Consider the following 23,357-nt stretch of genomic DNA (forward strand, 5'->3'; position numbering starts at 1 on the left):
CTAGTTGAAATCAAACCCGCCCGCTTCGCCTAAACTCATGCTCTCATAAGCCGCATCCACATAGCTGTTGCGGATCTTGCAATTCAAAACCTTCTCGCATTTCAAGCAACTCGCTACTTGTTTTTCTTCTTGGCATGCTTGTAATTTCAAAAGAGCGGCATTGAAACGCTCTTCGTATTCTAATTTTTTAGCGCTATTTTGCATCATTCTCCCTTTAAATGTTTTTCTAAGATTTGAGCTTCATGCGGACTGGCTAAATAGCATTCGCTTTTTTCATGGTAGCTTTCCACGCTTTGATCTAGCAAACGCTTTTTAACCCCCTTATCAAAATAAAACGCTTCCCCTTTAGCTTTTTCAACCATCAAGGCTAAAGGAAAGACTTCAAAAAGCTTTCGCAATTTCTTTTGCGGGTAGGAAAACACCCCGCCTTTTTTGATGAGCAAATGATGGACATCAGCCACCATGGATCCTGAGTATCGCAAGCGGTAATTTTCTGCAAAAAACCCTTCTAAAGCCTTTTTTAAGCCCAAAGAAAAATCCTTTTGATTGCCTCCGCTAGCGACGATTTTACCCTTATTTTCTAAAACGATGGTTTCTATAAAATGAAACTTGTTTTGATAAAAAGCGTAACGATAAACCTTGTCTAAAGCCACCACCAATTCCACTTTATGCCCAAAAACCACATAAAGGCTTGCGGCTAAATTTTGCGCCTTATAATCCTTTTCATAAACCCCTATAATCGTGCCTACTAAGAAATTCGCCTCCATGACTGAGCTCCCATCTAGGGGGTCATAAGCGATCAAATAAGAGCCGTTTTCTTTAGTAACAGGCGTTTCTTTTTCTTCGCTAAAAACGCTTTTGACCTTTTCTAAACTCAAAAAATTTTCTTCTAAAAACTTATCTAGGGCTAAATCCGCTTTAATGGGCGTATCCCCGCTGCTGTTTTCTAATTGGGTGTAACTCCCAGCGTCCGGCTTTTCTAAAATCTCTTGGGCTTTTTTAACCCCTTTTTCTAAAAGACTGATGATTTCTATAACGATGTTCGCATGCTTGCCTTTAAAACGTTTGTAATCCATAAAAACCCTTTTATGATTTGATTAAAGATGCTAATATTTTACTTGAAAACATTGAAAATAGGGAAGTATTTTGAAAGTAGCTCCGAGCCTTTTGAGCGCTGATTTTATGCATTTAGCCAAAGAGATAGAGAGCGTGAGTAACGCTGATTTTTTGCATGTGGATGTGATGGATGGGCATTATGTGCCTAATTTAACCATGGGACCTGTGATCTTAGAGAATGTTACTCAAATGAGCCAAGTGCCTTTAGATGTGCATTTAATGGTAGAAAACGCGAGCTTTTTTGTAGAGTTATTTTCCCCTTTAAAACCGCAAATCATTAGCATTCATGCAGAAAATGAAAAACACCCCCACAGGGTGTTGCAACTCATTAAAAATCTAGGCATCACGCCAGGCGTTGTCCTAAACCCCCACACGCATGAAGAGAGCGTTAAATACTTGCTAGAAAGCGTGGGGCTAGTGCTTTTAATGAGCGTGAATCCGGGCTTTGGCGGGCAGAAGTTTTTAGATCTGGTGTTAGAAAAATGCCTAAAAGTCAAGGAATTGATCAAACGCTACAACCCTAGCTGTCTTTTAGAAGTGGATGGGGGCGTGAACGATAAAAATATCTTTGAACTCCAACAAGCGGGCGTGGATGTGGTGGTTTCAGGGAGTTATATTTTTAAATCCAAAGATCGTAAGCTGGCTATTGAAGGCTTACAGAATGTCAGACAACCTCTTGCATAAAGACATCCAAGCCCTAATCGCTCGCTTAAAGCACCAGGATTTAAGCTTGGGCATGCTAGAAAAATCGCTCTCTCGCCTTATTCATGATGAAATCAATTTGGAATATTTAAAAGCGTGCGGGCTTAATTTCGTAGAAACGAGCGAAAATTTAATCACGCTCAAAAACCTTAAAACCCCCCTTAAAGATGAGGTTTTTTCCTTTATTGACTTAGAAACCACCGGCTCTTGCCCCCTAAAACATGAGATTTTAGAAATTGGGGCCGTGCAAGTGAAGGGGGGGGAAATCATTAATCGTTTTGAAACCCTTGTGAAAGTCAAAAGCGTGCCTGATTATATCGCTGAGCTTACAGGCATCACTTATGAAGACACCCTAAACGCCCCAAGCGCGCATGAAGCTTTGCAAGAATTGCGGCTTTTTTTAGGCAATAGCGTGTTTGTGGCCCACAACGCTAATTTTGATTACAACTTTTTAGGGCGTTATTTTGTAGAGAAATTGCATTGCCCTTTATTGAATTTAAAGCTTTGCACTTTAGATTTATCCAAACGCGCCATTTTGTCCATGCGTTATTCTTTGAGTTTTTTAAAAGAGCTTTTAGGGTTTGGTATAGAAGTCAGTCACAGAGCCTATGCGGACGCTTTAGCGAGCTACAAGCTCTTTGAAATATGCTTATTAAACTTGCCCAGCTACATCAAAACGACAATGGATTTGATTGATTTTTCCAAATGCGCTAACACTTTGATCAAAAGACCCCCAAGATCCAGATACCAAGAGATCCCATCGCCATTCCCTCTTTTTGAAAGGACAAAGGGTTTGTTGAATATGGTAAAAGCAACCAGTTAAACGAAAGCTGTTTAATGGGCTTTGGTTAGGGGTGGAATTTATTCCATCATTTTTGTTCTTTGAGAATATCGCATGTTTCTTTTAACCCTAATTCGCAAGCCTTTTTAAGACTTTCTGTCATTTGTTTTTCATCTCTTGCCACGCCTTTAGCTTCATTATAAAACGCTGCTAAAGCGTAACACCCCTTAGCGTTATTTAATTTACAAGCTTTAGAGTAATACTGAAAAGCTTTTTTAAGATCCTTTGCTACGCCTTCACCATTATGATAAATATCCCCTAAAATCGCACAGCCATCGCCATAGTTTAACTCGCAAGCTTTAGAATAATATTCTAGATCTTTTTTATCTTTTTTCAAACCCTTTATCATATCGTTATAAAAAGTTGCTGACAGCATACACCCTTCAACATTATTTAACTTACAAGATTTAGAGTAATATTCTAAAGCATTTTTAAGATCGTTTGCATTAAAATAAAACTCTGCTAAGTCCTTGCATTTTTCAGCATCGTTTGATTTGCAAGCTTTTTCAAAGTATTCCTTAGCTCTAGTGAAATTTTTATCCGTGTAAATAGTTATACCTGAAAATATAAGCTCTTTAGGATCTTGCTCTGCCATTAACCCCCCGCATAAACACAACGCCCCCAAACACAAAACCCTAAAAACCGCTTTTTTGACGCTCCCCAACATGACACTCTCCTCCCTTTTGTAAAAAGTGTAAGGTTCTATTATAACTAGTATTGACACTCAAAACTTTAATGTTTAAAAGGTAGGGTTTAGTTGCTCTATTTTCATCGTTTCATGGTGAAACTCATAAAAGAATAGGGGGTTATTTGCGATACCCTACCCCACAATATCCAACAAATGCTCTTCATGCCACAATTCAATTTCTTCTTCTTCCAAGCCAAACGCCTTAGCCCTTTGGTTGTTTGGATAGCGGTTTTTGGAGCCTTCTTTAGGATCTTTGTCGCTAATGGCTTGCATGTCTTCTAACGCCCTTGTTTCTTGGGCTAATTCAAGCTTGCTTTGAAAGCTTTGCACTAAATCCAACATATCACTTCTCGCACCCTGTTGGATAGCCGAATTTAAAGGAGCGTTTTGGTTGATATAAGTTACATTGCCTAAAGCTGAAACACCCATGCTAACCTCCTTAGAATGTTTAAGTGTCCTTTAGACTAATAGTTCGGTATTTTGAGTAAATGACATTAGCTCCTTTGATGATTTTGACAAATTTTCGTTGCGTGTAGTCAATCTCGTAACCATTAAACGCATCTTTTTGCATTTTAATCAACATTTTGGCTAATTCCATAATGATCTCATCTTTAGGCGTATTCTTTTGGCAAAAAACGATCAAATGCGATCCAGGAATATCTCTCACATGCATCCACAAATCATTCGCTCTTGCGTCTTGTAAAAGCTTGATATTCTCTTTTTGGTTTTTCCCTAAACCGATTTTAAAATCCTTATAATACAGCACTTCATACCCATTCATCGGGCGTTTGATTTTATAATTTTTGACCGGCATAAACATTTCTAAAACGCTTTCTTCTGCAGCGTCTCTAACATAGTTGATTTGACTTTCCTTAAAAGCGATTTTTTCTTTCAGATTCTCTTCTTCTAAATACAAGAATTGCGATTTTTGTTTCTTTTTTTTGCTGAGAGTGAATTTTTTATTGATAAAGGCGTTTAAGGGCATGCTCTTATCAATTTCAATCATGCATTCCTTATCTTCAAAATCCTTTAAAATCACGCGATTTTCACGCCTGTTGATTAAATGCTGGTAAGTGAGCAACAATGAGGCTTGAGTTTGCAATTCTTTCGCTTCTAATTGTAAATTTTTAGGATCTTCTAATTTTTCTAATTTTTCTTTCAAGCGTTCTTTTTGGGCGTTTAATCGCTTGATGATTTGATTTTTTTTGTGTTCCAATTCTTTATGCTGGTAGGATAAAAAATCTTTTTCTAAAAGGTCTAACAATCCCTTAAAATCCAAATCCTCTTCTTGATGCTCGTAAATATTAGGAGGCAATGCCCCTAAAATATCGTTTTTAGCCACCCTGTCATTAAAACGAAAAGCCTCTATCACGCATTTTTCTTGATCTAAAATCATGAGGTTGGCTTTTTTAGGGATCATTTCTAAACGCAAAATAAAAGTTTCACTCTTATAAGCTAAATCTTTAGCGCCCTTGATTTCTAAAATCCGATCGTTATCAATGATACTTGCTTGTAAAATTTTGGCGTTTTTGGTGAATTTATTCAAACAAAAATCTAACGCTAAAGCGTTTTTTAAAACGCTCTCTGGGGGTTTTTTGGACAAACCAATATAAGGCACGCTCAAATCCACAACAAAGGCGTGTTTTTCTTTAGAAAAAGTTTCTAATAAAAAGCCAGACGCACTCAAGCGTTTGAGGTTGAAATGCGTTTGAGTGTTTAAAAATTCGCTGAATTTCTTTAAAAGAAAAAATTTCATCATCACACCTTTAATTTTTCTTTAGCGAAAGAAATTGCGCTCTCTATGTTTTCGCTCCCCCCTATCATGCGCGCGATTTCTAAAACCCTTTCTTCGTTATTAAGGGTTTTTGCAAGGCTTTTGTGGTTTTCTTTAAACACCAAAATATGGTTTTTAGCAACGGCCGGGATATGGACTTGGTGCGAAATGGCAAAGATTTGTGAATGGCTGCTCAAGGTTTCAAGGGCTTTAGAGACCGCTAAACTCTCTTCGCCGCTCAAATTGGAATCCATCTCATCTAACACCAACACGCCTTTAAAATCCTTTAAAAACTCCATTTCTAAAAGCATGAACGCCAGCCTCAAACGGCTGTATTCCCCAGAGCTTAAGGTTTCTAATTGGGAATTTTGCAAATTTAAAACGAGTTTTTGAGCGCCTTTTTCGCTCATGGGGGCTTCTTCTAAGATCAAACTAGGGCTTTTTAAGAGCAAATCTTTAGCCTTAACGCTTAAAAGAGCGTTAAAACCGGCTAAATACTCTTTTCTAAAGCCGCCTATTTCTTCGCACAATTTCAAGCATTCGGCTTTCAATCGCTCTATTTCTTTGTGGTAAGTTTCGCAATGATGGTCAATTTCTTTTAAGTTATGCAGTTCGTTTTTAACATGCCCTAATCGTTCTTTAGCATGCACAATGCTCCCGTAATCCTTAATGATCCCGCTCAGCATGCCAAGTTTTTCTAACACCTTTTCAATATCCAAACGCTCGCACTCTTCTAATTTAGCCTGCTCTTTTTCTAACAAAGCGCCTGCCTCTAATAAAGCGCTTTTTAAAAATTCAGCACTATGACCCACGCTCTCTAAAGCATGCGTGATTTTGTGGGTATTTTCTAGCACGTCTAACGCCAGGGCGATCTTGTCGTTCAATTTTTCCTTACTAGAGAGCAATTTTTTTTGCTCCAAAAGGCGTTCGTATTCGTCTTCTTTTAAATCCAGCCTCTCTAATTTCATTTTTTCAAAATTCAAACGCTCTTCTAAATCCTTTTGAAAACGCTTTTTATCCTCTAACGATCGCCTTTCTTTTTCCAGCTTCTCTAAATGGGTGAATTTTGTTTCAAGCGCGCCTAAAAGGGGGCTAAACGCCTTGTTTTCGTTTTTAATATAGCCATCTAATAAGGAGAGCATTAAAACATCGTTGAGCTCATTCTGGCTGAATCTGTCGTTAGATAGGCGTTTAATAAGCCCCTTTAATAACGCTTTGAGCGTGTTTTTAGACAGGCTTGTTTGGTTTAAAAAATAGCGCGTTTTTTCTTTTTTAATCACGCTAATGACTAAAGGTTCGTGGTTATCTTCTCTAAAAATGCCGTATTCTTCCGTGTCTAAAAAAGGCGCGATCAATTCCACTTCAATGTTTGAAGCGTTGCTTTCTTTAAGCCCAAACGCCCCTAAAAGGCTCGCAATAAGAACGCTTTTGCCCACCCCACTAGCCCCACTGATCGCGCTCAAGCCGTCTTTAAACTCCAGATCCAGCTTTTCAAAAACAGCGTTTTGACGCACTTTTAAGCGTGTGATTTGAGCGTTATTGAAATCTCGCATGTTTTTTACCCTTTTTTATCTTTTTTTGCTAGGGCTTTCCCCCCATAATAGCTTTTCTTTAAGCACTTTAAAATAATCCCTTGAATTTTTTTGTAAGAGTTTGGTGGTGGTGGGGCTTTTTTGAATGTATAGGGGTTGGTTAGCTTTTAAATCGTAGGTGGCTTGCCCATCAATAACCACAAGAGCGTCCTCATGAGCGCAAAAACTCAAACAAAATTCCGCCCCTAACACTAAAGGGCGTTGCGTTAAAGAAAAATCGCACAAGGGCGTTAAAATATAACTCTGGCTTAAAGCATGCACAATGGGTCCATGAGCACTCAAATTATAAGCGGTTGAGCCTAGGGGCGTGGCAATGATAAGCCCATCGCCTTTATAAGTGTTAAAGGGCGTATGACCCGCGCACGCTTTGATGTCTAAAACCCCTAAAGCTTTTTTTTTAGCGATCACGATTTCATTAATCGCATAAAAAGAAGTGTTTCCAATACGGCCCTCCAAAGCCAAATGCTCTTCTAATTTGATCCTATCTTGCTTGAGATCTTGTAAGAAATCTTTCAACCCGTTCAATTCAACCGCGCTCAAAAACCCTAAATTCCCAATCCTCACCCCAAAACATGGCTTATTGTAAGCATGCGTCATTCTTAAGGTGCCTAAAATCGTGCCATCGCCCCCTAAACACAAAAACGCGTAAGCTTTTTCTATCAATCGTTCGTCTTTTGCCCCATCAAGGCTATCAATCATAAAGCTTTCAAACCCCTCATCCTCTAAAAGCTTTAAAACCCATTCTTTAGCCTGCTCTAGCTCTTTAAAAAGAGCGTTTTGATGATGGGTGGGCCGCACAAACACGCCGATAGTTTTGTTTAAATCTTTCATGCGTATATTGTAGCTTAAAGCTTGAAACAAAATTTTAAAAAAGGGGGTTTTAATTGCTTTTTTATCATCTTGTGTGAAACTCTTAAAAATTTTTATTTTGATCAATGTTTCATTTTTTAAACTTTTTTAATTGTTTTTTGGGTATTCTTTTTAAGAATTAAGCACTATGTTAAGGAATTATCCATGAAAAAATTTTTTTCTCAATCTTTGTTATCCCTTATTGTCTCTATGAATGCGGTATCTGGCATGGATGGTAATGGCGTTTTTTTAGGGGCGGGTTATTTGCAAGGGCAAGCCCAAATGCATGCGGATATTAATTCTCAAAAACAAGCCACTAACGCTACTATCAAAGGCTTTGACGCGCTCTTAGGGTATCAATTTTTCTTTGAAAAACACTTTGGCTTGCGCCTTTATGGGTTTTTTGACTACGCTCATGCCAATTCCATTAGGCTTAAAAACCCTAACTATAATAGCGAAGTGGCGCAATTGGCGGGTCAAATTCTTGGGAAACAAGAAATCAATCGCTTAACGAGCCTTGCTGATCCCAAAACCTTTGAGCCAAACATGCTCACTTATGGGGGGGCTATGGATTTAATGGTCAATGTCATTAATAACGGCATCATGAGTTTGGGGGCTTTTGGTGGGGTGCAATTGGCCGGCAATTCATGGCTTATGGCGACGCCGAGTTTTGAGGGCATTTTAGTGGAACAAACCCTTGTGAGCAAAAAAGCCACTTCTTTCCAATTTTTATTCAATGTGGGGGCTCGCTTAAGGATCTTAAAACATTCCAGCATTGAAGCGGGCGTGAAATTCCCCATGCTAAAGAAAAACCCCTATATCACTGCAAAAAATTTGGATATAGGGTTTAGGCGCGTGTATTCATGGTATGTGAATTATGTGTTCACTTTCTAGGGGTGCGTCCCTAGAGCACTAGCACGCTCTCAATTTTTTGAATCAACTCTTCTTTCCTTTTTTCTAAACTTGTGGGCATCCATTCTGCGTATTGTGCAACATCTATGGTCATCTTATAACAAGTCATCACCTTAAAAGTTTTCTTATTGTCTAGCGCGATAGTTTTCCCCATGTAGATTTCTTTTTTCTCTTTGAAATCTTTATTTGAAGCTTGATCGTTTTTCGTGCCCCCCAAAAGCGTGAGGTTGGCTAAAGAATGCGTGTATAACCCTCTCTCTTCTTCGCTAAAGTCTTTCACCCATTGGCTTGAAGGATCGGGGTTTTGGGGCAGAATGCGTTCAACACGCAAATCGTCATCCATTTTAATGTAAGCGGGGTTAGCGTTATCGCTCATGAAGTAATTGACTAAAATGAGAATGGGCTTGACCCATGAATTTTTTTTAGCCGTTTTACCAGTGTAGTAGAATTTCGTGTATAAGTTGCTGTCTTGTAGGTTGTCCCTAAAGCGTTGAGTGATATTTTTATCATCTAAATATTTTTTTACAACAATAGAAGCGATGTATCTTACGCTTTTCTTTTCTTTTAGGGCGTTAATGATGTTGCAACAAGTTTGGCTGCGTGTGGATCTTGTCTGCCCTGCAACCCAATTTTGGTAATAAAACTTGACTAACAATTCCTTTAAAGCCTTTATGTCTTGATCGCTATAATGGTGCAATATGCTAGCACACAAAATAACATGCAAATGATCATCGTCTTTATACGAGAGCAAATGAGCATGCCAATCTTGCATTTCCAATACTTCGCAATAAGCGTTATAAAAATCCTCTACGCCCTTAAGGTATTCTAAGGGGGTTTTATTAAGATTTTTAAACCAAGTAACGAGTCTTTTTTCCGTTTTTTCTTTAGAAGTTACCGGATTGAGATAGGTTAAATACCAGCTGAATAAGGTTTCTATCTTTAAATCATTGTCTGAGCATTTTTGGCTTAAATCATTCCAACGAGGCACAAACTCTTCTTGATCCTTTTTGTTAGCGAGTTTTTTTAGTAACTCCACCTTAAAAACATCTATCGCATGCAAGGGCAAACCTCTAGCGTTTAAAACATTAAAAATCCTTAACGCCTTGTCTGCATCGGGGCAAGTGATGGTGATAAAGACGACCTTAAAATACAGCCACTCAATGAAATCGTTAATGTCTTCAATCTCTTTCTTTTTAAGATAGTTTTTTAAACAGATCGCATTCTTTAGGTAATTATTCTTATTGTTGTTTATGGGAACATCATTGAAAGAAGTTAAGGCGTATTGAAAATCTTTTTTAGAATTAAACCCCATAGCGTTAAAATTCAACCGATCTTTTTTCCCATATTTAGTAATCACGCTCTCTTGCAAATAGTCTTTGCTCTCTTCGGTTAAACGCTCAGAATAGAGAGCGGCTAAAACTTTTGCCAGCAGAATGAAAGTGCTTAAGCGTTGCTGGCCATCCACAATATCATAGGTTTCGGTTTTGGAATTGGGATCGGATTTGACTAAGACTAATGAGCCGCAAAAATAATCGCTTTTTCCATCCTTTTCATAGTATTCAAAGTATTCAAACAAATCGTCTAAAAGCTTTTCGCAGTTTTCTTCTGTCCATTGATAAGGGCGTTGGTAGATAGGGATTTGGTAATAGAGTTCTTCTTTTAAAGTATTTTTTAGATACCATTCATCGCTGTCAATTTTTGCCATAAAAACCCCTTATATTGTTTGGGGTAGATTATAACATTAAAAAGTGTTTTTTTTTTTGAAATATTTCTATACATTAAGACGCATGGTTTTTGTTAGAGCAGACAGAAAAGAACCCCTAATTTAGGGGTTTTTGGGGTTTATTTCTTAAAATTTTCCATGGATTTTTTCATGTCAATCACATAGCGGAAATTCCCTTGCCCGTTTAAGAGTTTGTCCCAAGTCGCATCAATTTCTTGACCGGTAACCAGCTCAATCTCAGGATAAATGCCATGTTTGACGGAAAAATCCATCATTTCTTGGGTTTCTTTCACACCCCCAATCCAAGAGCCATAAACCTTATGATTGCCTGAAAACAGCACCAAATCGCCAAAATCCAAATTCCTTTGCGGATCTTTTGGGGGGATACCCACGATCGCCACTTCACCGCCATATTTTAATAATTTCGTGTAAGCGAGCAAGTCATATTGCGTGGGAATGCTAGAAACGATTAGATCAAATTTTTCTTTGCATTCTTCCACGCTTGTATAAAAGTTAGTCACGCCTAGTTTTTGAGCCATTTGTTTTTTCTTGTCGTTCCTTGCGAACACGCTCACTTGCGCTCCCATAGCCACGGCGTATTTTAAAGCCATATGCCCCAACCCGCCAAAGCCAGCGATACCCACTTTAGAGCCTTTAGTAACTTTAGAAAATTTTAAAGGCGAATACACGGTGATGCCCGCGCAAAGCAAGGGGGCCGCTTTGTCTAATGGGGCTTCTTTAGGGATAGAAATCACAAAGTTTTCGCTCACCACGATATTGTTAGAATACCCGCCATAAGTAGGCTCATTATTGTGGAAAGAATCTTCCCAGCTGTAAGTGTAAATGGTTTTGTTGTTTTCGCACCATTGTTCTTGGTGTTCGTGCTTACAGGTATGACACTCACCGCAAGAATTTACCATGCAACCCACTCCAGCGTGATCGCCCACTTTAAACTTCGTTACCTTAGAGCCAACCGCGCTAACTACCCCAGCAATCTCATGCCCAGGTACCATAGGATAAATTCCAGGCAACCAATCGCTATGAGCGAAGTGAATATCCGTATGACAAATTCCTGAAAAATGGGTGTCAATGACAACATCGTATTCGCCCATGGCATGGCGGCTATGCTCCCATTCGTGGAATTTCCCGTCTTTGCTGTCTATCGCAAAACCTTTAAAAGGCACTCGTTGGCTGTTACAATTGCAAGCGTTATGCATAAAAACTCCTTAAAACATCAAAGTATCATTCAGTCTTATTTGTAGTTTTAACAACAAGGAAAAAAGGGATTTTTGTGTGTTTCTGTAACCGTCAAACAGGTTCAAAAGAAGAGTGTTTGTGTGTTTCTGTAACCGTCAAAAATTTAACAAAAACTATTAAAGGCTAAATGTGAAAGGATTTTAAGGGATTTATGCTTAAAGCTTTCTTAAGCTAAAGAAAAACCCTTACCTTAAAGCGGCCTTTAAAACCCTTGCTAAAGCTTATTTTTTTAAAGCTCCTTTAAAATCTCTAGAGGCGATTTGAACGCTAGATTGAACGCTTTAGCGATGCCTTCTTGGGTGATATAGCCGTTATAAGCGCTCAAGCCTCCAAGCGTGTTCGCCACGATTTTAGTGTTGGCTGTTAAAAAACCCTTCAAGCCATGCTCTAAATAATACAACAAATACGGCACGCTCGCATGGCTATAAGCCGTAGAACTCGTTTTAGCGACAATCCCTGGCATGTTCGGCACGCCATAATGCAACAAATCCTCTTCCACATACACCGGGTTAGAATGGCTTGTCTGGCGTATGGTCTCTATGCACCCTCCTAAATCGCAAGCCACATCAATGACTACCCCTTGTTTTTGCATGTGTTTTAAATGCCTTCTTAAGATCACTTTAGGGGTTTGGCTCGCTGTAACCAGCACCGCTCCCACTAGCCCTACCGCCCCATTTAAGGCTTGAATGATATTGGCTTCATTCACGCTTAAAACTTCTAAATCATACAAATGATAATAAGGGTGGTTTTGTAATTTAGCGTAGTCTAATTCTAAAATCGTTACTTTAGCCCCCATTTGGCTTAAGACTTTCGCGCTCTCCATGCCAACCACACCGCCTCCAACCACGACGATTTTAGCCCTTTGCGCACCCGACAAACCCCCTAGCATGACCCCCTTACCCATAAACCCTTTAACATGCTCTAAAGCCAGTAAATAATGCTGGACTAAATGCGCGGCCAACCTCCCAGCCACCACGCTCATAGGCACTAAAATAGGGTAGTCGTTTTTAGGCCCGGCAATGGTTTCAGTGCAAATAGAAGTGATTTTTTTATCTATAAACATTTCGCACAAGCTTTTTTGATACGCCAAATCCAAATAACTAAACAGAGCCGCTTTTTCTTTTAGTAAAGGGTATTCATGCTCTAAAGGCTCTTTGCATTTGACCACCAAATCCTGCCCCCACGCCGTTTTAGAATCCACGATTTTAGCCCCCACGCTTTCATACGCTTCGTTACTATAACCGCTATTCGCGCCCGCGCTATTTTGAACTAAAATCTCCACGCCCTTTTGAGCGATTAGCGCCACATCATCAGGCACTAAAGCCACTCGGGATTCCAAATCCATGCTTTCTTTGACTAGCCCAATAGTCATGTTAATCCTTTTAAATAGTAGTGTCAGTTATGATTATATTCGCTCAATAAGACTATTTGAGCGTTTTTCTGTCAAAAACTTGAATGGTTTTACTCTTTTACACAATGAAATTGTTCTATTTATTATCCATTTGCTTATTAATAATTGATTGTTGATTTTAGTTTAGAATGGAAAATATGAGTGGGGATTTAAAAAGGAGTTATAAAATGATTTTAGTAGGATTAGAAGCGGAGTTAGGAGCGTCAAAAAGAGGCACCGATAAAGGGGTTAGGCGTTTGAGAGAGGTTTTGAGCGAAACGCATGGCGATGTGATTAAAGGCATGCAAACGATCATTCAAGAGCGGTGCGTGCTTTATAAGGAGTTTAGATACGCTAAGAATTTTGAAGATTACTACCTTTTTTGTAAAGAAAACCTGATCCCTTGCATGCAAGAAGTGTTTGAAGAAAAAGAATTCCCTTTGATTTTAAGCTCAGAGCATGCGAACATGTTTGGGATTTTCCAAGCCTTTAGGAGCGTTCATAAAGACAAAAAAATAGGGATTTTGTATTTAGACGCGCATGCGGATATTCATACGGCTTATGACAGCGATACAAAGCATATCCACGGCATGCCTTTAGGCATGGTTTTAAATCGTGTCCATAGCGGGGTTAATCGCATGAGCGAGAGCGAAGAAAAGGCATGGCAAAAGCTTTGCTCTTTGGGGTTGGAAAAAGGGGGGTTAGAAATCGATCCTAAATGTTTGGTGTATTTTGGGGTAAGAAGCACAGAACAGAGCGAAAGAGATGTGATTAAGGAATTAGAAATCCCTTTATTTAGCGTGGGCGCGATAAGAGAAAACATGCAAGGAGTGGTTCAAAAAACCAAAGAATTGTTAAAAGCGGTGGATATTATTTACCTTAGCTTGGATTTAGACATTATGGATGGCAAGCTTTTCACTTCTACCGGCGTGCGTGAAAATAACGGGCTGAGTTTTGATGAATTAAGGCAATTACTGGGCTTGCTTTTAGAAAGTTTTAAAGACCGATTAGGGGCGGTTGAAGTAACCGAATACAACCCCACGGTGAGCGTCAAACACAATAACGAAGAAGAAAAGCAGGTTTTAGAAATTTTGGATCTCATCATCAATCGCTGCAAGATTAAAGATAGGGAGCGATCTTTTGCAATGAGTAGCTGATCGCTTTTCAAACCAAACGATAAAAAATTTGAAAAATGAGATCTAAAAACAGGAGGCACCAAGAAAAAATCAGCGCAAAAATCCTTTTGACAAAGGATTTTAAGGCTAAAATGGTATATACGCAAACACAAAAAGATAATCATTTAGGGCGTTAGCGCCTAAGGTCATTTAAAGCTTAGGCCTAGATTATCGGTTTATGGATTTTATTCTATAAGGGGCAGTATTTTGAAAAGTTAAACCACTCAAATATTTGATACATATTTGACACAAAAGAATGTCTTCTGTGTTTTAGGGCGTGCGAGGCTCGTTGTGTGTCAAAAATAGGTATTTTCTACTAAAACCAAGCGAAATCAAAAAAAAAAAAAAGAGATTTTCATGGGATTAATGAAATTTTAAAAATTTTATGACAAAATCCTACATGTTATTAAGTTTTTTTTGTTTTTATTACCTACGACTGCTATTGGCGTTCGCATAACTATACTCAAAAAACTTAAATAATTTACCATTTAATCTCTCAAAACATAAGGAGTTTGCGTTGCATAAAAAAGTTCTGTTGGCTTTAACTGCCAGCTTGATTTGCCAAGAGTCTTTGTTCGCTAAGGATAAAGACTACACTTTGGGCAAGGTTTCTACTGCCGGCAAAAAGGATAGATCCGATTATTCTGGGCAGGTCAATTTGGGTTATAGCGGGATTACCGCGCCTAAGAGCTGGCAAGATGAAGAAGTGAAAAAATACACAGGAAGCCGCACGGTGATCTCTAACAAAGCGCTCACCCAACAAGCTAACCAAAGCATTGAAGAAGCTTTACAGAATGTCCCGGGTCTGCAAATTAGAAATGCGACAGGTGTGGGGGCTATGCCTACTATCCAAATCCGTGGCTTTGGAGCTGGGGGTTCAGGGCATAGCGATGCGACGCTCATGTTAGTTAATGGTATTCCTGTTTATATGGCTCCTTACGCTCACATTGAGCTAGACATTTTCCCCGTTACCTTTCAAGCCATTGATCGCATTGATGTGATCAAAGGTGGAGGCAGCGTGCAGTATGGGCCTAACACTTATGGGGGTATTGTCAATATCATCACTAAACCTATCCCTACTCAATGGGAAAACCAAGCGGCTGAAAGGATCACTTATTGGGCTAAGGCTAGAAACGCCGGTTTTGCCGCTCCCCCTGATAAAACCGGTGATCCTTCTTTTATCAAGTCTTTAGGCAACAACCTCCTCTATAACACCTATGTGAGAAGCGGAGGGATGATCAATAAGCATGTGGGTATCCAAGCGCAAGCTAACTGGGTTAGAGGACAAGGCTTTAGGGACAATAGCCCCTCTAGTATTTCAAACTATTGGCTAGATGGGATCTATGACATCAATGAAAACAATGGGATTAAAGCCTATTACCAATACTACGATTTTGCTATCGCTCAACCGGGATCACTCAGCGAGCAAGATTACAAAATAAACCGCTTCGCTAATTTGCGCCCCTTAAACCAAAAAGGCGGGCGCTCACAACGCTTTGGGGCTGTGTATGAAAACCGCTTCGGGGATTTAGACAGAGTGGGCGGGACTTTTAGCTTCACTTACTATGGGCAGTTGATGACTAGGGACTTTCAAGTGAGCTCTAGCTACAATAGCGCTAACATGGTTACTTGTTTTAGCGAAGCGGCATGCAGGGCGGCAGGACTTCCGGCAGGGTATAACTTGGCTGTGCCTTATTATGCCACCAACTACAATGGTTGGGCAGAAGTAGAAAACCCTGTACGCTCCATTAACAACGCTTTTGAGCCTAAAGTGAATCTGATCGTCAATACCGGAAAAGTCAAGCAAACCTTTATCATGGGCTTGCGTTTCATGACCACCACTTTTTTACAGCGCCAATACTTAAACACCAATGAATGCGCCACCAAAACGAGCGGTGAGGGGGCAGGATTCTTGTGTGAGGGCGCTAATGTGATGAGCGGTTGGAAACCCCACATCAAGCATGGCGTTTATAGAAATTGGAATAACTGGCGCAACAATTACACAGCAGTTTATTTAAGCGATCGCATTGAAGCTTGGGACGGGCGCTTTTTCATCGTGCCTGGTTTGCGCTACGCTTTTGTGCAATACAACAACGAAAATGCGGCTAATTGGGCACAAATCCCTGAGAAGGATTTAAGAAAAATCAAGCACATGAACAATTGGATGCCCTCAACCAACATTGGCTTTATCCCTGTGCAAGGCGATCACAATGTGCTTACCTACTTCAACTACCAACGCTCTTTCGTCCCGCCTCAATTAGACGTTTTGAGCTATGGAGGAGCGGAGTATTTCACCCAGCACTTTGACACGGTGGAAGCAGGAGCGCGCTACACCTATAAAGATAAGTTCAGCTTTAATGCGGACTACTTTAGGATTTGGGCGCGCGATTTTGCCACCGGGCAGTATTCAGTCTATACGAGCGGGCCCATGAAAGGTAATGTGCGCCCCATTAATGGCTATTCTCAAGGCGTGGAGCTGGAATTGTATTACAGGCCTATTAGAGGGTTGCAATTCCATGCCGCTTTCAACTACATTGACACTCGTGTAACTAGCCATGGCCCTTTAACAGACTTGAACGGAGATGTGCTAAAAGGGACTAGCTATAACAAGCATTTCCCATTTGTAAGCCCTTTCCAGTTCATTTTTGACGCTCGCTACAATTGGCGTAAAACCACCATTGGTATTTCTAGCTATTTTTACAGCCGCGCTTATAGCGGGATTAGCAACAGCGCAGCAGGAGGCTATTATGGGATGCAATACTATAGTGGGGGGAACAACTATGAAAGCGTTCTTAATAGCGGTTATCAATGCGAAGCTTGGTGTATGACCCAGCATGAAGGGCTCTTGCCTTGGTATTGGGTGTGGAATATCCAAGTGAGCCAAATTTTTTGGGAAAACGGACGACACAGAGTTACAGGAAGCTTGCAAATCAATAATATTTTCAACATGAAGTATTATTTTACAGGGATTGGCTCTAGCCCTGCAGGCTTGCAACCTGCACCTGGAAGATCGGTTACAGCGTATTTGAACTACACTTTCTAAAGGCTTTAAATAAGGAGGGGGATTATTGCGTTTAAGGTGAAAGACTTTAGCGGTTTCACTAATTCCACTAATGTGAAGTCTTCATTTAAGAATATTCCAAATAAGTTTCTTTGAGGCTGGCCTTAGCCCTTTGCCAATCAGGCAAATACAAACTCAGCAAATCCCTAAAATATTCGTTATGGTGGCGCGCTTTGAAATGCAATAATTCATGCACAACCACATATTCAATGCCCTTTCTAGGCGCTTTAGCCAATTCCAAGTTAAAAAGTAGGGTGCGTTTAGTTGTGTTGCAACTCCCCCATATCCGTTTCATTTTTTGGATTTTAAAGCCTTGTATGCTTTCGTTTAAAATCTTTTCGTATTGGTTGATATAGGTTTGTATTTTTTCTCTTAAAACTTGTCTATAGTAGTTTTCTAACACTTTTAAGCGGTTTTCTAAGCTTGTCTTTTGATGGACATGCAAGATTAAATATTTAGGGCTTTGGAGGACGAAGTGTTTTTTTATAGTGTGTTCAATCTTTAACAAATAGCGTTTCCCAAAAAGATAGTGGCTTTCTCTCTCTAGCATTCCTCTTTGGCTCTGTCTGTTTTGGTTTAAAAAATTTTGTTGCTGTTCTTTTATCCAAGGGAGCCTTTTAATCAAAGAAAGCCTAAGACTCTCATCGTTTAAAGCTAGGGGGCAAGACACATGCACAGAGCCATCAGGCGGGCAAACGCTAATGTGCAAATGCTTAATATCCTTTTTTTCTATAGCGATGTTGGTATTATTTAAAGTCAAACAATAAGCGTTCATTAGCGATACTCCTCTATGTGTTTGGCTAAATTAAAGACGCTTTCTAACAAACCCTCATCGTTTATGATTTTTCTTAAAGCGATTTTAAGGTTTTTTTCTTTTTGATTGTGCCCCACCCAACCATCTTTTTTATTACCCCTAATGCATGCGTCTATTTCTAGGGCTAAGGCTTCATTTTCATCTAAATTATCATAGAGGGTTTTTAAAGCGTTAGTGTTGATCTTTTTAGGGTAATTTTTATCTTCTTTATCAATAACTTTTTTGGCTAAGTCGTGGATTTGTTGCAAGTATTCCAAATAGGTTAATTTCTTTTCCCTAAACTGGTTGATCAAATCGTTTAAAAGCGAAGATAATTTTTCGTAATACTTAGGGTCGCTCGCTTCTTTTTCTACAATGCGTTTTTTAGTGTTGTTAGCGATGCTTTCTGCCATAGAGCTTTCATTTTTAAACACTTGAGACAGCGCCTTATTAAAATCATTAACATTCATTTGGGCTAAAACTTCGCACAGCCCTTGATCTTCTATTTGGATTAGCGTCTCGCTATCCGTGGTTTTAATGTAAGCGTCTAAAATCCTACGCATCTCTTCGCTATAGCTTTTTAAATCCACGCTATCCCCACTACTCAAGCCAATCACTTTTTGTAAATGCCTATAAAATTCCGCTTCTTGTTTGATTTGTTGCGTTTCTTCTTTAGAATAAATGGGCTTTTCTAAATTGTTCAATTCCACAAACATTCTTAAAAACGCACCAACAAGCTGGTAAAACAACCGCCTTTTTTGAGCGTTTTTTTCTAAATCGTTCCCACAAAAATAAGCGATATAATCCATTTCATCTTTTGGCTCTTTCACGCTTTCACAAAGCGATTTTAATTGATCTCTAGTTTCTTCTAATTTTTTTTTAATCTTTTGGGATTTGTCAGAGATAAACCCTTGAATGTCTTCTCTTTCATAGTTTTCAAACGCTTTATTGGTGTAATCGCTGTGTGCTTCTTGTAAGCTATCAAATAAATCCTTATAGTCTATGATGCAACCAAAATCCTTATCTTCGCTATCTAGTCTGTTCACCCTACACACCGCTTGAAAAAGCCCATGATCTTGCATTTTCTTATCCATGTATAAATAAGTGAGGCTTGGTGCATCAAAACCGGTCAATAGCTTATCCACCACGATCAATAGCTTCATTCTATTAGGCTCATTAATAAAACGCTCTTTAACTTTTTCTTCAAACTCTTTGATTTTATTAAGGGCTTTTTTCTCATCTTTTTCATTAAAAAAGTTTTGCAGCATTTTGCAATAAGTGCGGTATTTGTAACTCTCTTCGCTCTCATCGCTCCCGCAATCTTTCAGATCAGCGATATTGGGTTCATAGCTTGTGATCACAGCCACCTTATCCTTTAATTCTGTTTCTAAAAAGAGTTCAAAATACCGGCATGCGTTATACACGCTTTCAGCCACCAGCATGGCATTCCCCTTTTCACTCCTTAATCGTGGGAGTTTTGCCATATCCAATACAATATCTTGCACAATGCGAGCTAATCTGTCTTTAGTGGAAAAAACTTTTTGCAAATTAACCCATTTCTTTTTAAGCTCTGTTTTAGCCGCCTCATTCAAGCCTTGGGTTTTTAATTCAAAATATTCATCCAGCTTTTCAGGGCTACTGACATATTGATCCACGCTTCTGGCTTCATAGTTTAAATCTAGCACCACCCTATCGCTAACGGCTTCATTAAATTTATAGCAATGGATATAATCCCCAAACACTTCCTGACTTGTCTTTTTATCTTGTTTCAACAAAGGCGTGCCGCTAAAGGCGATAAAAATCGCATTAGGGAGCAGGCTTTTCATGGCGTTGTGCAATTTGCCGCTTTGGGTTCTGTGGCATTCATCTACTAAAACAATCCATTCTTTTAAAACAGGTTGCTTTTTTAAGTCTTCTAAGTCGTTGTCATCAAATTTATGCACAAGCGATCCAACCAAAAATTCCTTATTTTCAAACAGCACGCTCAACAAATCCTTTTTGCTGTCGGCACGATAAAGATCCTCGCCTATTCCCAAAAACACGCCTTGAATTTGAGCGTCTAATTCCCTCCTGTCTGTAACGATTAAAATCCTTGGCTGTTGGATATTCATTTTTAGCCATTGAGCAAGCCACACCATAGTCAAGCTCTTACCGCTGCCTTGCGTGTGCCAGATAATCCCCCCTTCCTTTCTTTGGATAAATTCTTGCGTTTTTTTAATTGCAAAATATTGGTGGAACCGGGCGCATTTCTTTTGCCCCTTATCAAAAATCAAAAAATCATGGATAAATTCTAAAAACCTTTCTTTTTTTAAAAAGCATTCAATCGTCTCAAACAAATTTTTTAAAACGCCCTCTTCTTTCCAAGAAAGGTAGTATTTTTCTTTAGTTTCTATGACGCCATACCTTAGCCCTTGACTTTCATTGCCCGCCATAACCAATTGGATCGTTTTAAAAAAATCTCTAATAAATTCTTTCTTCTGGTTGTCTAAATTTTGCCTAATACCGCTTTCTACGCTCACGCTGGATTTTTTCAATTCTAGCACCCCTAAAGCGATCCCATTAACGTAAAGCACTATGTCCGGTCGCTTCATGTTTGGCCCTTTAACGCTCACTTCTTCAGCCACGCTAAATTCATTCTTAGAAATGTCTTTCCAATCAATGAGATAAGTCGTTTGAGTGTTTTCATTCTGGCTTATTTTAGTTTGCACGCCATAAATTAAAAGCTCGTAAAATTGTTGATTCGCTTCGTATAAATCGTTTTTTAAAGCGCTATGGATTTTATGCTCAATTCTTTGCCACCTTTCATCATTGATTTTTTGATTTTTAATTAGCCATGCTTTCAAGCTTTCTTTATTGATGTTTTCATTATCGCTCTTTGTTAAATCCCCTAAATACGCATAGCCCATTGCTTTAAAAGTTTCTATGATTTGATTTTGAACTTCTCTTTCTGTTTTCATCATAAACCCCCTAAGAACGCTTTTTACCGCTTTATATTATAATCCTAAAAACAAAATAGGGCGGTTAAAATGGCGATCAAAAAAAGCGAATTGTATAGCTCTTTATGGGCTGGAGCGGATAGTTTGAGGGGCGGAATGGATGCGAGCGAGTATAAAAACTATGTTTTGAACCTGCTTTTTTTAAAATACATCAGCGATAAAGCCAGAAACAATAACTTTAGCGAAATAGAAGTGCCACAAGGGTGTTTTTATGAAGACATTCTCGCTTTAGAGGGCGATAAGGAAATAGGCGACAAGCTCAATAAAATCATCGCCAAGATCGCAGAGCAAAACGACTTAAAAGGCGTGATTGACAGCGTGGATTTTAACGATAACACTAAGCTAGGAGAGGGTAAAGCGATGATGGACACCCTTTCTAATCTGGTTAAAATCTTTGCGGATTTGAGTTTGGGCGCGCATGGGGCTTTAGACGATGATTTACTGGGCGATGCATACGAAATATTTAATGCGCCATTTCGCCAGCGAATCCGGTAAATCCAAAGGGCAGTTTTACACCCCTAGCGAAGTTTCGCTTTTGTTATCCCTTTTGCTTGGCATTAATGAAAACACCAGGCAGGATAAAAGCATCTATGATCCCACTTGCGGGAGCGGTTCGTTATTACTAAAAGCTTCTAGCTTGGCCGGCAAAAACGGCTTAACTATCTATGGTCAAGAAAAAGACATTTCCACAACAGCCCTTTGTAAAATGAATATGATCTTACACAATAGCGCTGATGCTGATATTGCTAAAGGGGGTTCTAGCACCCTTTCTAACCCCCTTTTTACTACTGAAAATGGCATGCTAAAAACCTTTGATTATGTTGTGGCTAACCCTCCCTTTAGCTTGAAAAACTGGACTGACGGGCTAAGCATAGACCCTAAAAGCAAGCAAGTCATTAACGATCATTTCAATCGTTTTGAAGACGGCACACCCCCTGAAAAAAATGGCGATTTCGCTTTTTTGCTCCATATCATCAAATCCTTAAAAAACACAGGCAAAGGGGCAGTGATTTTACCTCATGGGGTGCTATTTAGGGGGAACGCTGAAAGCGTAATTAGAAAAAATCTTTTAATGAAAGGCTATATTAAAGGCGTGATAGGCCTAGCCCCTAATCTTTTTTATGGCACTTCCATTCCTGCATGCGTGATTGTTTTAGACAAAGAAAACGCGCATGCCAGAAAGGGCGTTTTTATGATCGATGCGAGCAAGGATTTTAAAAAAGACGGCAATAAAAACCGCTTGAGGGATCAAGATGTCCAAAAAATGATAGACACTTTTAACGCTTTAAAAGAAATCCCTCATTATTCCAAAATGGTGAGCCTAGAAGAAATTAGCGCTAACGACTATAACTTGAATATCCCACGCTACATTACCGCCAAACCAGAATCAGAGAAAGACTTGTTCGCATTAATTAACAGCCACAAGGCCAGTTATTTGCCCAAAAACGAAATAAAAGCCTACGCCCCTTATTTTCAAGTGTTTAAAGAGCTTAAAAACACGCTGTTTAAAAAGAGCGATAAAGAGGGTTATTACGCTTTAAAAACAGAATGCGAAAACATTAAAGAATTAATCATTCAAAGCTCAGAATACCAAACCTTCCACGCTTCTGTTTTAAGCGCTTTTGACCGATTGGATTTATTTGAAACTTTTAATGATTTAGAGCCAGGTTTTAACCCAAAAACCCTAATAGAGAGCGTTTGTTCAAGGGTTTTAAAAGAATTTGAAAAGGGTGAAATTTTAGACAAATACGGCGTGTATCAGCTCTTTAAAGATTACTACAACGAAGTCTTGCAAGACGACTGGTTTCTTCTTTCATTCAATGGCTTTATAAGCGCTAAAAATTTAAGGAAATTAACCCCCCTAAAAGACAAAAACAAAAAAGCCAATTATTTAGAGGAGCCGGATTTTGTCATTCAAAAAACCTACTACAAAAGCGATCTAATCCCTAAAAACTTGATCAAACAACGCTTTTTTGAAAAAGAAACAAAAGAATTAGAAGAATTAGAAAACGCCCTCAATGAAAAAGAAGCTCTTTTAGATGAATTTATAGAGGAGCATTCTAACGAAGAGGGGCTTTTTGATGAGTTGAAAATCAATGAAAGCGTTTTGAAAAAAGAGCTAAAAAACGCCACCGATTCAGAAGATAAAAAAATCCTAAAAACCGCTTTAGCATTGCTAGAAGCTAAAAACAAGGCGCTAAAAATGAAAAATAAAGCCCATGAGGAGCTGGAATTAAAAGCGTTCCACCAATATAAAAACTTAAAACTAGGCGAAATTAAGGATCTCATCATCAAAGACAAATGGCTTAAGAGCCTAAAAAACGCCCTAGAAAACAAGATCCAAAAACGCATCAACGCTTTTATTAGCGCCCTTAATACAATCATTTCAAGCTATTCTAACAGCTTGTTAGAACTAGACAAAGAAGTCAAAGAGAGCGAATCAAAAGTTTTAGAGCATTTAAAAGATTTGGGGTTAATGGGGTGATAA

General features: G+C 39.1%; 17 protein-coding genes and 1 pseudogene. 6 read left to right on the forward strand and 12 right to left on the reverse strand.

Translation table 11 applies throughout. The annotated features are described in order from the left end of the window. Together CS889_RS06615 and CS889_RS06620 are read right to left on the reverse strand one after the other, a co-directional pair. Positions 1–204, reverse strand: a complete 204-nt coding sequence (locus CS889_RS06615; RefSeq protein WP_001877116.1) for a hypothetical protein — start codon at positions 202–204, stop codon at positions 1–3. Beyond that, on the reverse strand, positions 204–1,076 hold the full coding sequence (locus tag CS889_RS06620; RefSeq protein ID WP_089087193.1) for a class 1 fructose-bisphosphatase: 873 nt from the start codon (positions 1,074–1,076) through the stop codon (positions 204–206). Before CS889_RS06620 ends, CS889_RS06615 begins: the two co-directional genes overlap by 1 nt. A gap of 70 nt (positions 1,077–1,146) precedes the next feature. Between CS889_RS06620 and rpe the strand changes: the two genes are divergently transcribed. Together rpe and CS889_RS06630 are read left to right on the forward strand one after the other, a co-directional pair. Then, entirely contained in the window at positions 1,147–1,800 is a 654-nt protein-coding gene (gene rpe, locus CS889_RS06625) for a ribulose-phosphate 3-epimerase (RefSeq protein WP_000861422.1), read from the forward strand. Continuing rightward, positions 1,778–2,641, forward strand: a complete 864-nt coding sequence (locus CS889_RS06630; RefSeq protein ID WP_089087194.1) for a 3'-5' exonuclease — start codon at positions 1,778–1,780, stop codon at positions 2,639–2,641. Before rpe ends, CS889_RS06630 begins: the two co-directional genes overlap by 23 nt. A 46-nt stretch (positions 2,642–2,687) precedes the next feature. Here the strand turns inward: CS889_RS06630 and CS889_RS06635 are convergent, their stop codons facing one another. The 5 genes from CS889_RS06635 to CS889_RS06655 form a co-directional block, all read right to left on the reverse strand. Beyond that, entirely contained in the window at positions 2,688–3,326 is a 639-nt protein-coding gene (locus tag CS889_RS06635; RefSeq protein ID WP_089087195.1) for a tetratricopeptide repeat protein, read from the reverse strand. A 153-nt stretch (positions 3,327–3,479) separates the two neighbouring features. Continuing rightward, positions 3,480–3,776: a hypothetical protein gene (locus tag CS889_RS06640; RefSeq protein ID WP_089087196.1), complete on the reverse strand. Its 297-nt coding sequence runs from the start codon at positions 3,774–3,776 to the stop codon at positions 3,480–3,482. 19 nt (positions 3,777–3,795) lie between these two features. Further along, positions 3,796–5,103, reverse strand: a complete 1,308-nt coding sequence (locus tag CS889_RS06645) for an NFACT family protein (protein ID WP_089087197.1) — start codon at positions 5,101–5,103, stop codon at positions 3,796–3,798. A 2-nt stretch (positions 5,104–5,105) separates the two neighbouring features. Further along, entirely contained in the window at positions 5,106–6,674 is a 1,569-nt protein-coding gene (locus CS889_RS06650) for a DNA repair protein RecN (protein WP_089087198.1), read from the reverse strand. A gap of 15 nt (positions 6,675–6,689) precedes the next feature. After that, positions 6,690–7,574 (reverse strand): NAD(+)/NADH kinase, encoded by an 885-nt coding sequence (locus CS889_RS06655; protein WP_172825132.1) that lies wholly within the window; start codon positions 7,572–7,574, stop codon positions 6,690–6,692. 153 nt (positions 7,575–7,727) lie between these two features. Here CS889_RS06655 and CS889_RS06660 point away from each other — a divergent pair, with 153 nt between their 5' ends. Next, entirely contained in the window at positions 7,728–8,456 is a 729-nt protein-coding gene (locus tag CS889_RS06660) for an outer membrane protein (RefSeq protein WP_089087199.1), read from the forward strand. 10 nt (positions 8,457–8,466) lie between these two features. Here CS889_RS06660 and CS889_RS06665 read toward each other — a convergent pair whose 3' ends face one another. The 3 genes from CS889_RS06665 to CS889_RS06675 form a co-directional block, all read right to left on the reverse strand. Further along, complete coding sequence (locus CS889_RS06665) at positions 8,467–10,179, reverse strand: DUF262 domain-containing protein (protein ID WP_089087200.1); 1,713 nt, start codon at positions 10,177–10,179, stop codon at positions 8,467–8,469. 137 nt (positions 10,180–10,316) lie between these two features. Continuing rightward, positions 10,317–11,414 (reverse strand): NAD(P)-dependent alcohol dehydrogenase, encoded by a 1,098-nt coding sequence (locus CS889_RS06670; RefSeq protein WP_089087201.1) that lies wholly within the window; start codon positions 11,412–11,414, stop codon positions 10,317–10,319. A 269-nt stretch (positions 11,415–11,683) separates the two neighbouring features. Beyond that, positions 11,684–12,826, reverse strand: coding sequence for an alanine dehydrogenase (locus CS889_RS06675; RefSeq protein WP_089087202.1), 1,143 nt, complete (start codon positions 12,824–12,826; stop codon positions 11,684–11,686). Between the two features lie 206 nt (positions 12,827–13,032). Between CS889_RS06675 and rocF the strand changes: the two genes are divergently transcribed. Both rocF and CS889_RS06685 read left to right on the forward strand, forming a co-directional pair. After that, positions 13,033–14,001, forward strand: a complete 969-nt coding sequence (gene rocF / locus CS889_RS06680) for an arginase (RefSeq protein WP_089087203.1) — start codon at positions 13,033–13,035, stop codon at positions 13,999–14,001. Between the two features lie 535 nt (positions 14,002–14,536). Further along, positions 14,537–17,062, forward strand: coding sequence for a TonB-dependent receptor family protein (locus CS889_RS06685; RefSeq protein ID WP_089087204.1), 2,526 nt, complete (start codon positions 14,537–14,539; stop codon positions 17,060–17,062). 85 nt (positions 17,063–17,147) lie between these two features. On the opposite strand, the gene CS889_RS06690 is transcribed toward CS889_RS06685, so the two are convergent. Both CS889_RS06690 and CS889_RS06695 read right to left on the reverse strand, forming a co-directional pair. Further along, on the reverse strand, positions 17,148–17,855 hold the full coding sequence (locus tag CS889_RS06690) for a YgjP family zinc-dependent metalloprotease (RefSeq protein ID WP_089087205.1): 708 nt from the start codon (positions 17,853–17,855) through the stop codon (positions 17,148–17,150). Beyond that, a complete protein-coding gene (locus tag CS889_RS06695) occupies positions 17,855–20,830 on the reverse strand; it encodes a type I restriction endonuclease subunit R (RefSeq protein WP_172825133.1) in 2,976 nt (991 codons plus the stop codon). The genes CS889_RS06690 and CS889_RS06695 overlap by 1 nt, the downstream gene beginning before the upstream one ends. Positions 20,831–20,899: 69 nt before the next feature. On the opposite strand from CS889_RS06695, the pseudogene CS889_RS06700 reads away from it, so the two are divergent. Beyond that, positions 20,900–23,354, forward strand: a pseudogene (locus tag CS889_RS06700) (type I restriction-modification system subunit M). Positions 23,355–23,357 lie beyond the last annotated feature (3 nt).

Source organism: Helicobacter pylori, from assembly GCF_900120335.1.
Taxonomy (GTDB): Bacteria; Campylobacterota; Campylobacteria; order Campylobacterales; family Helicobacteraceae; genus Helicobacter; species Helicobacter pylori_BU.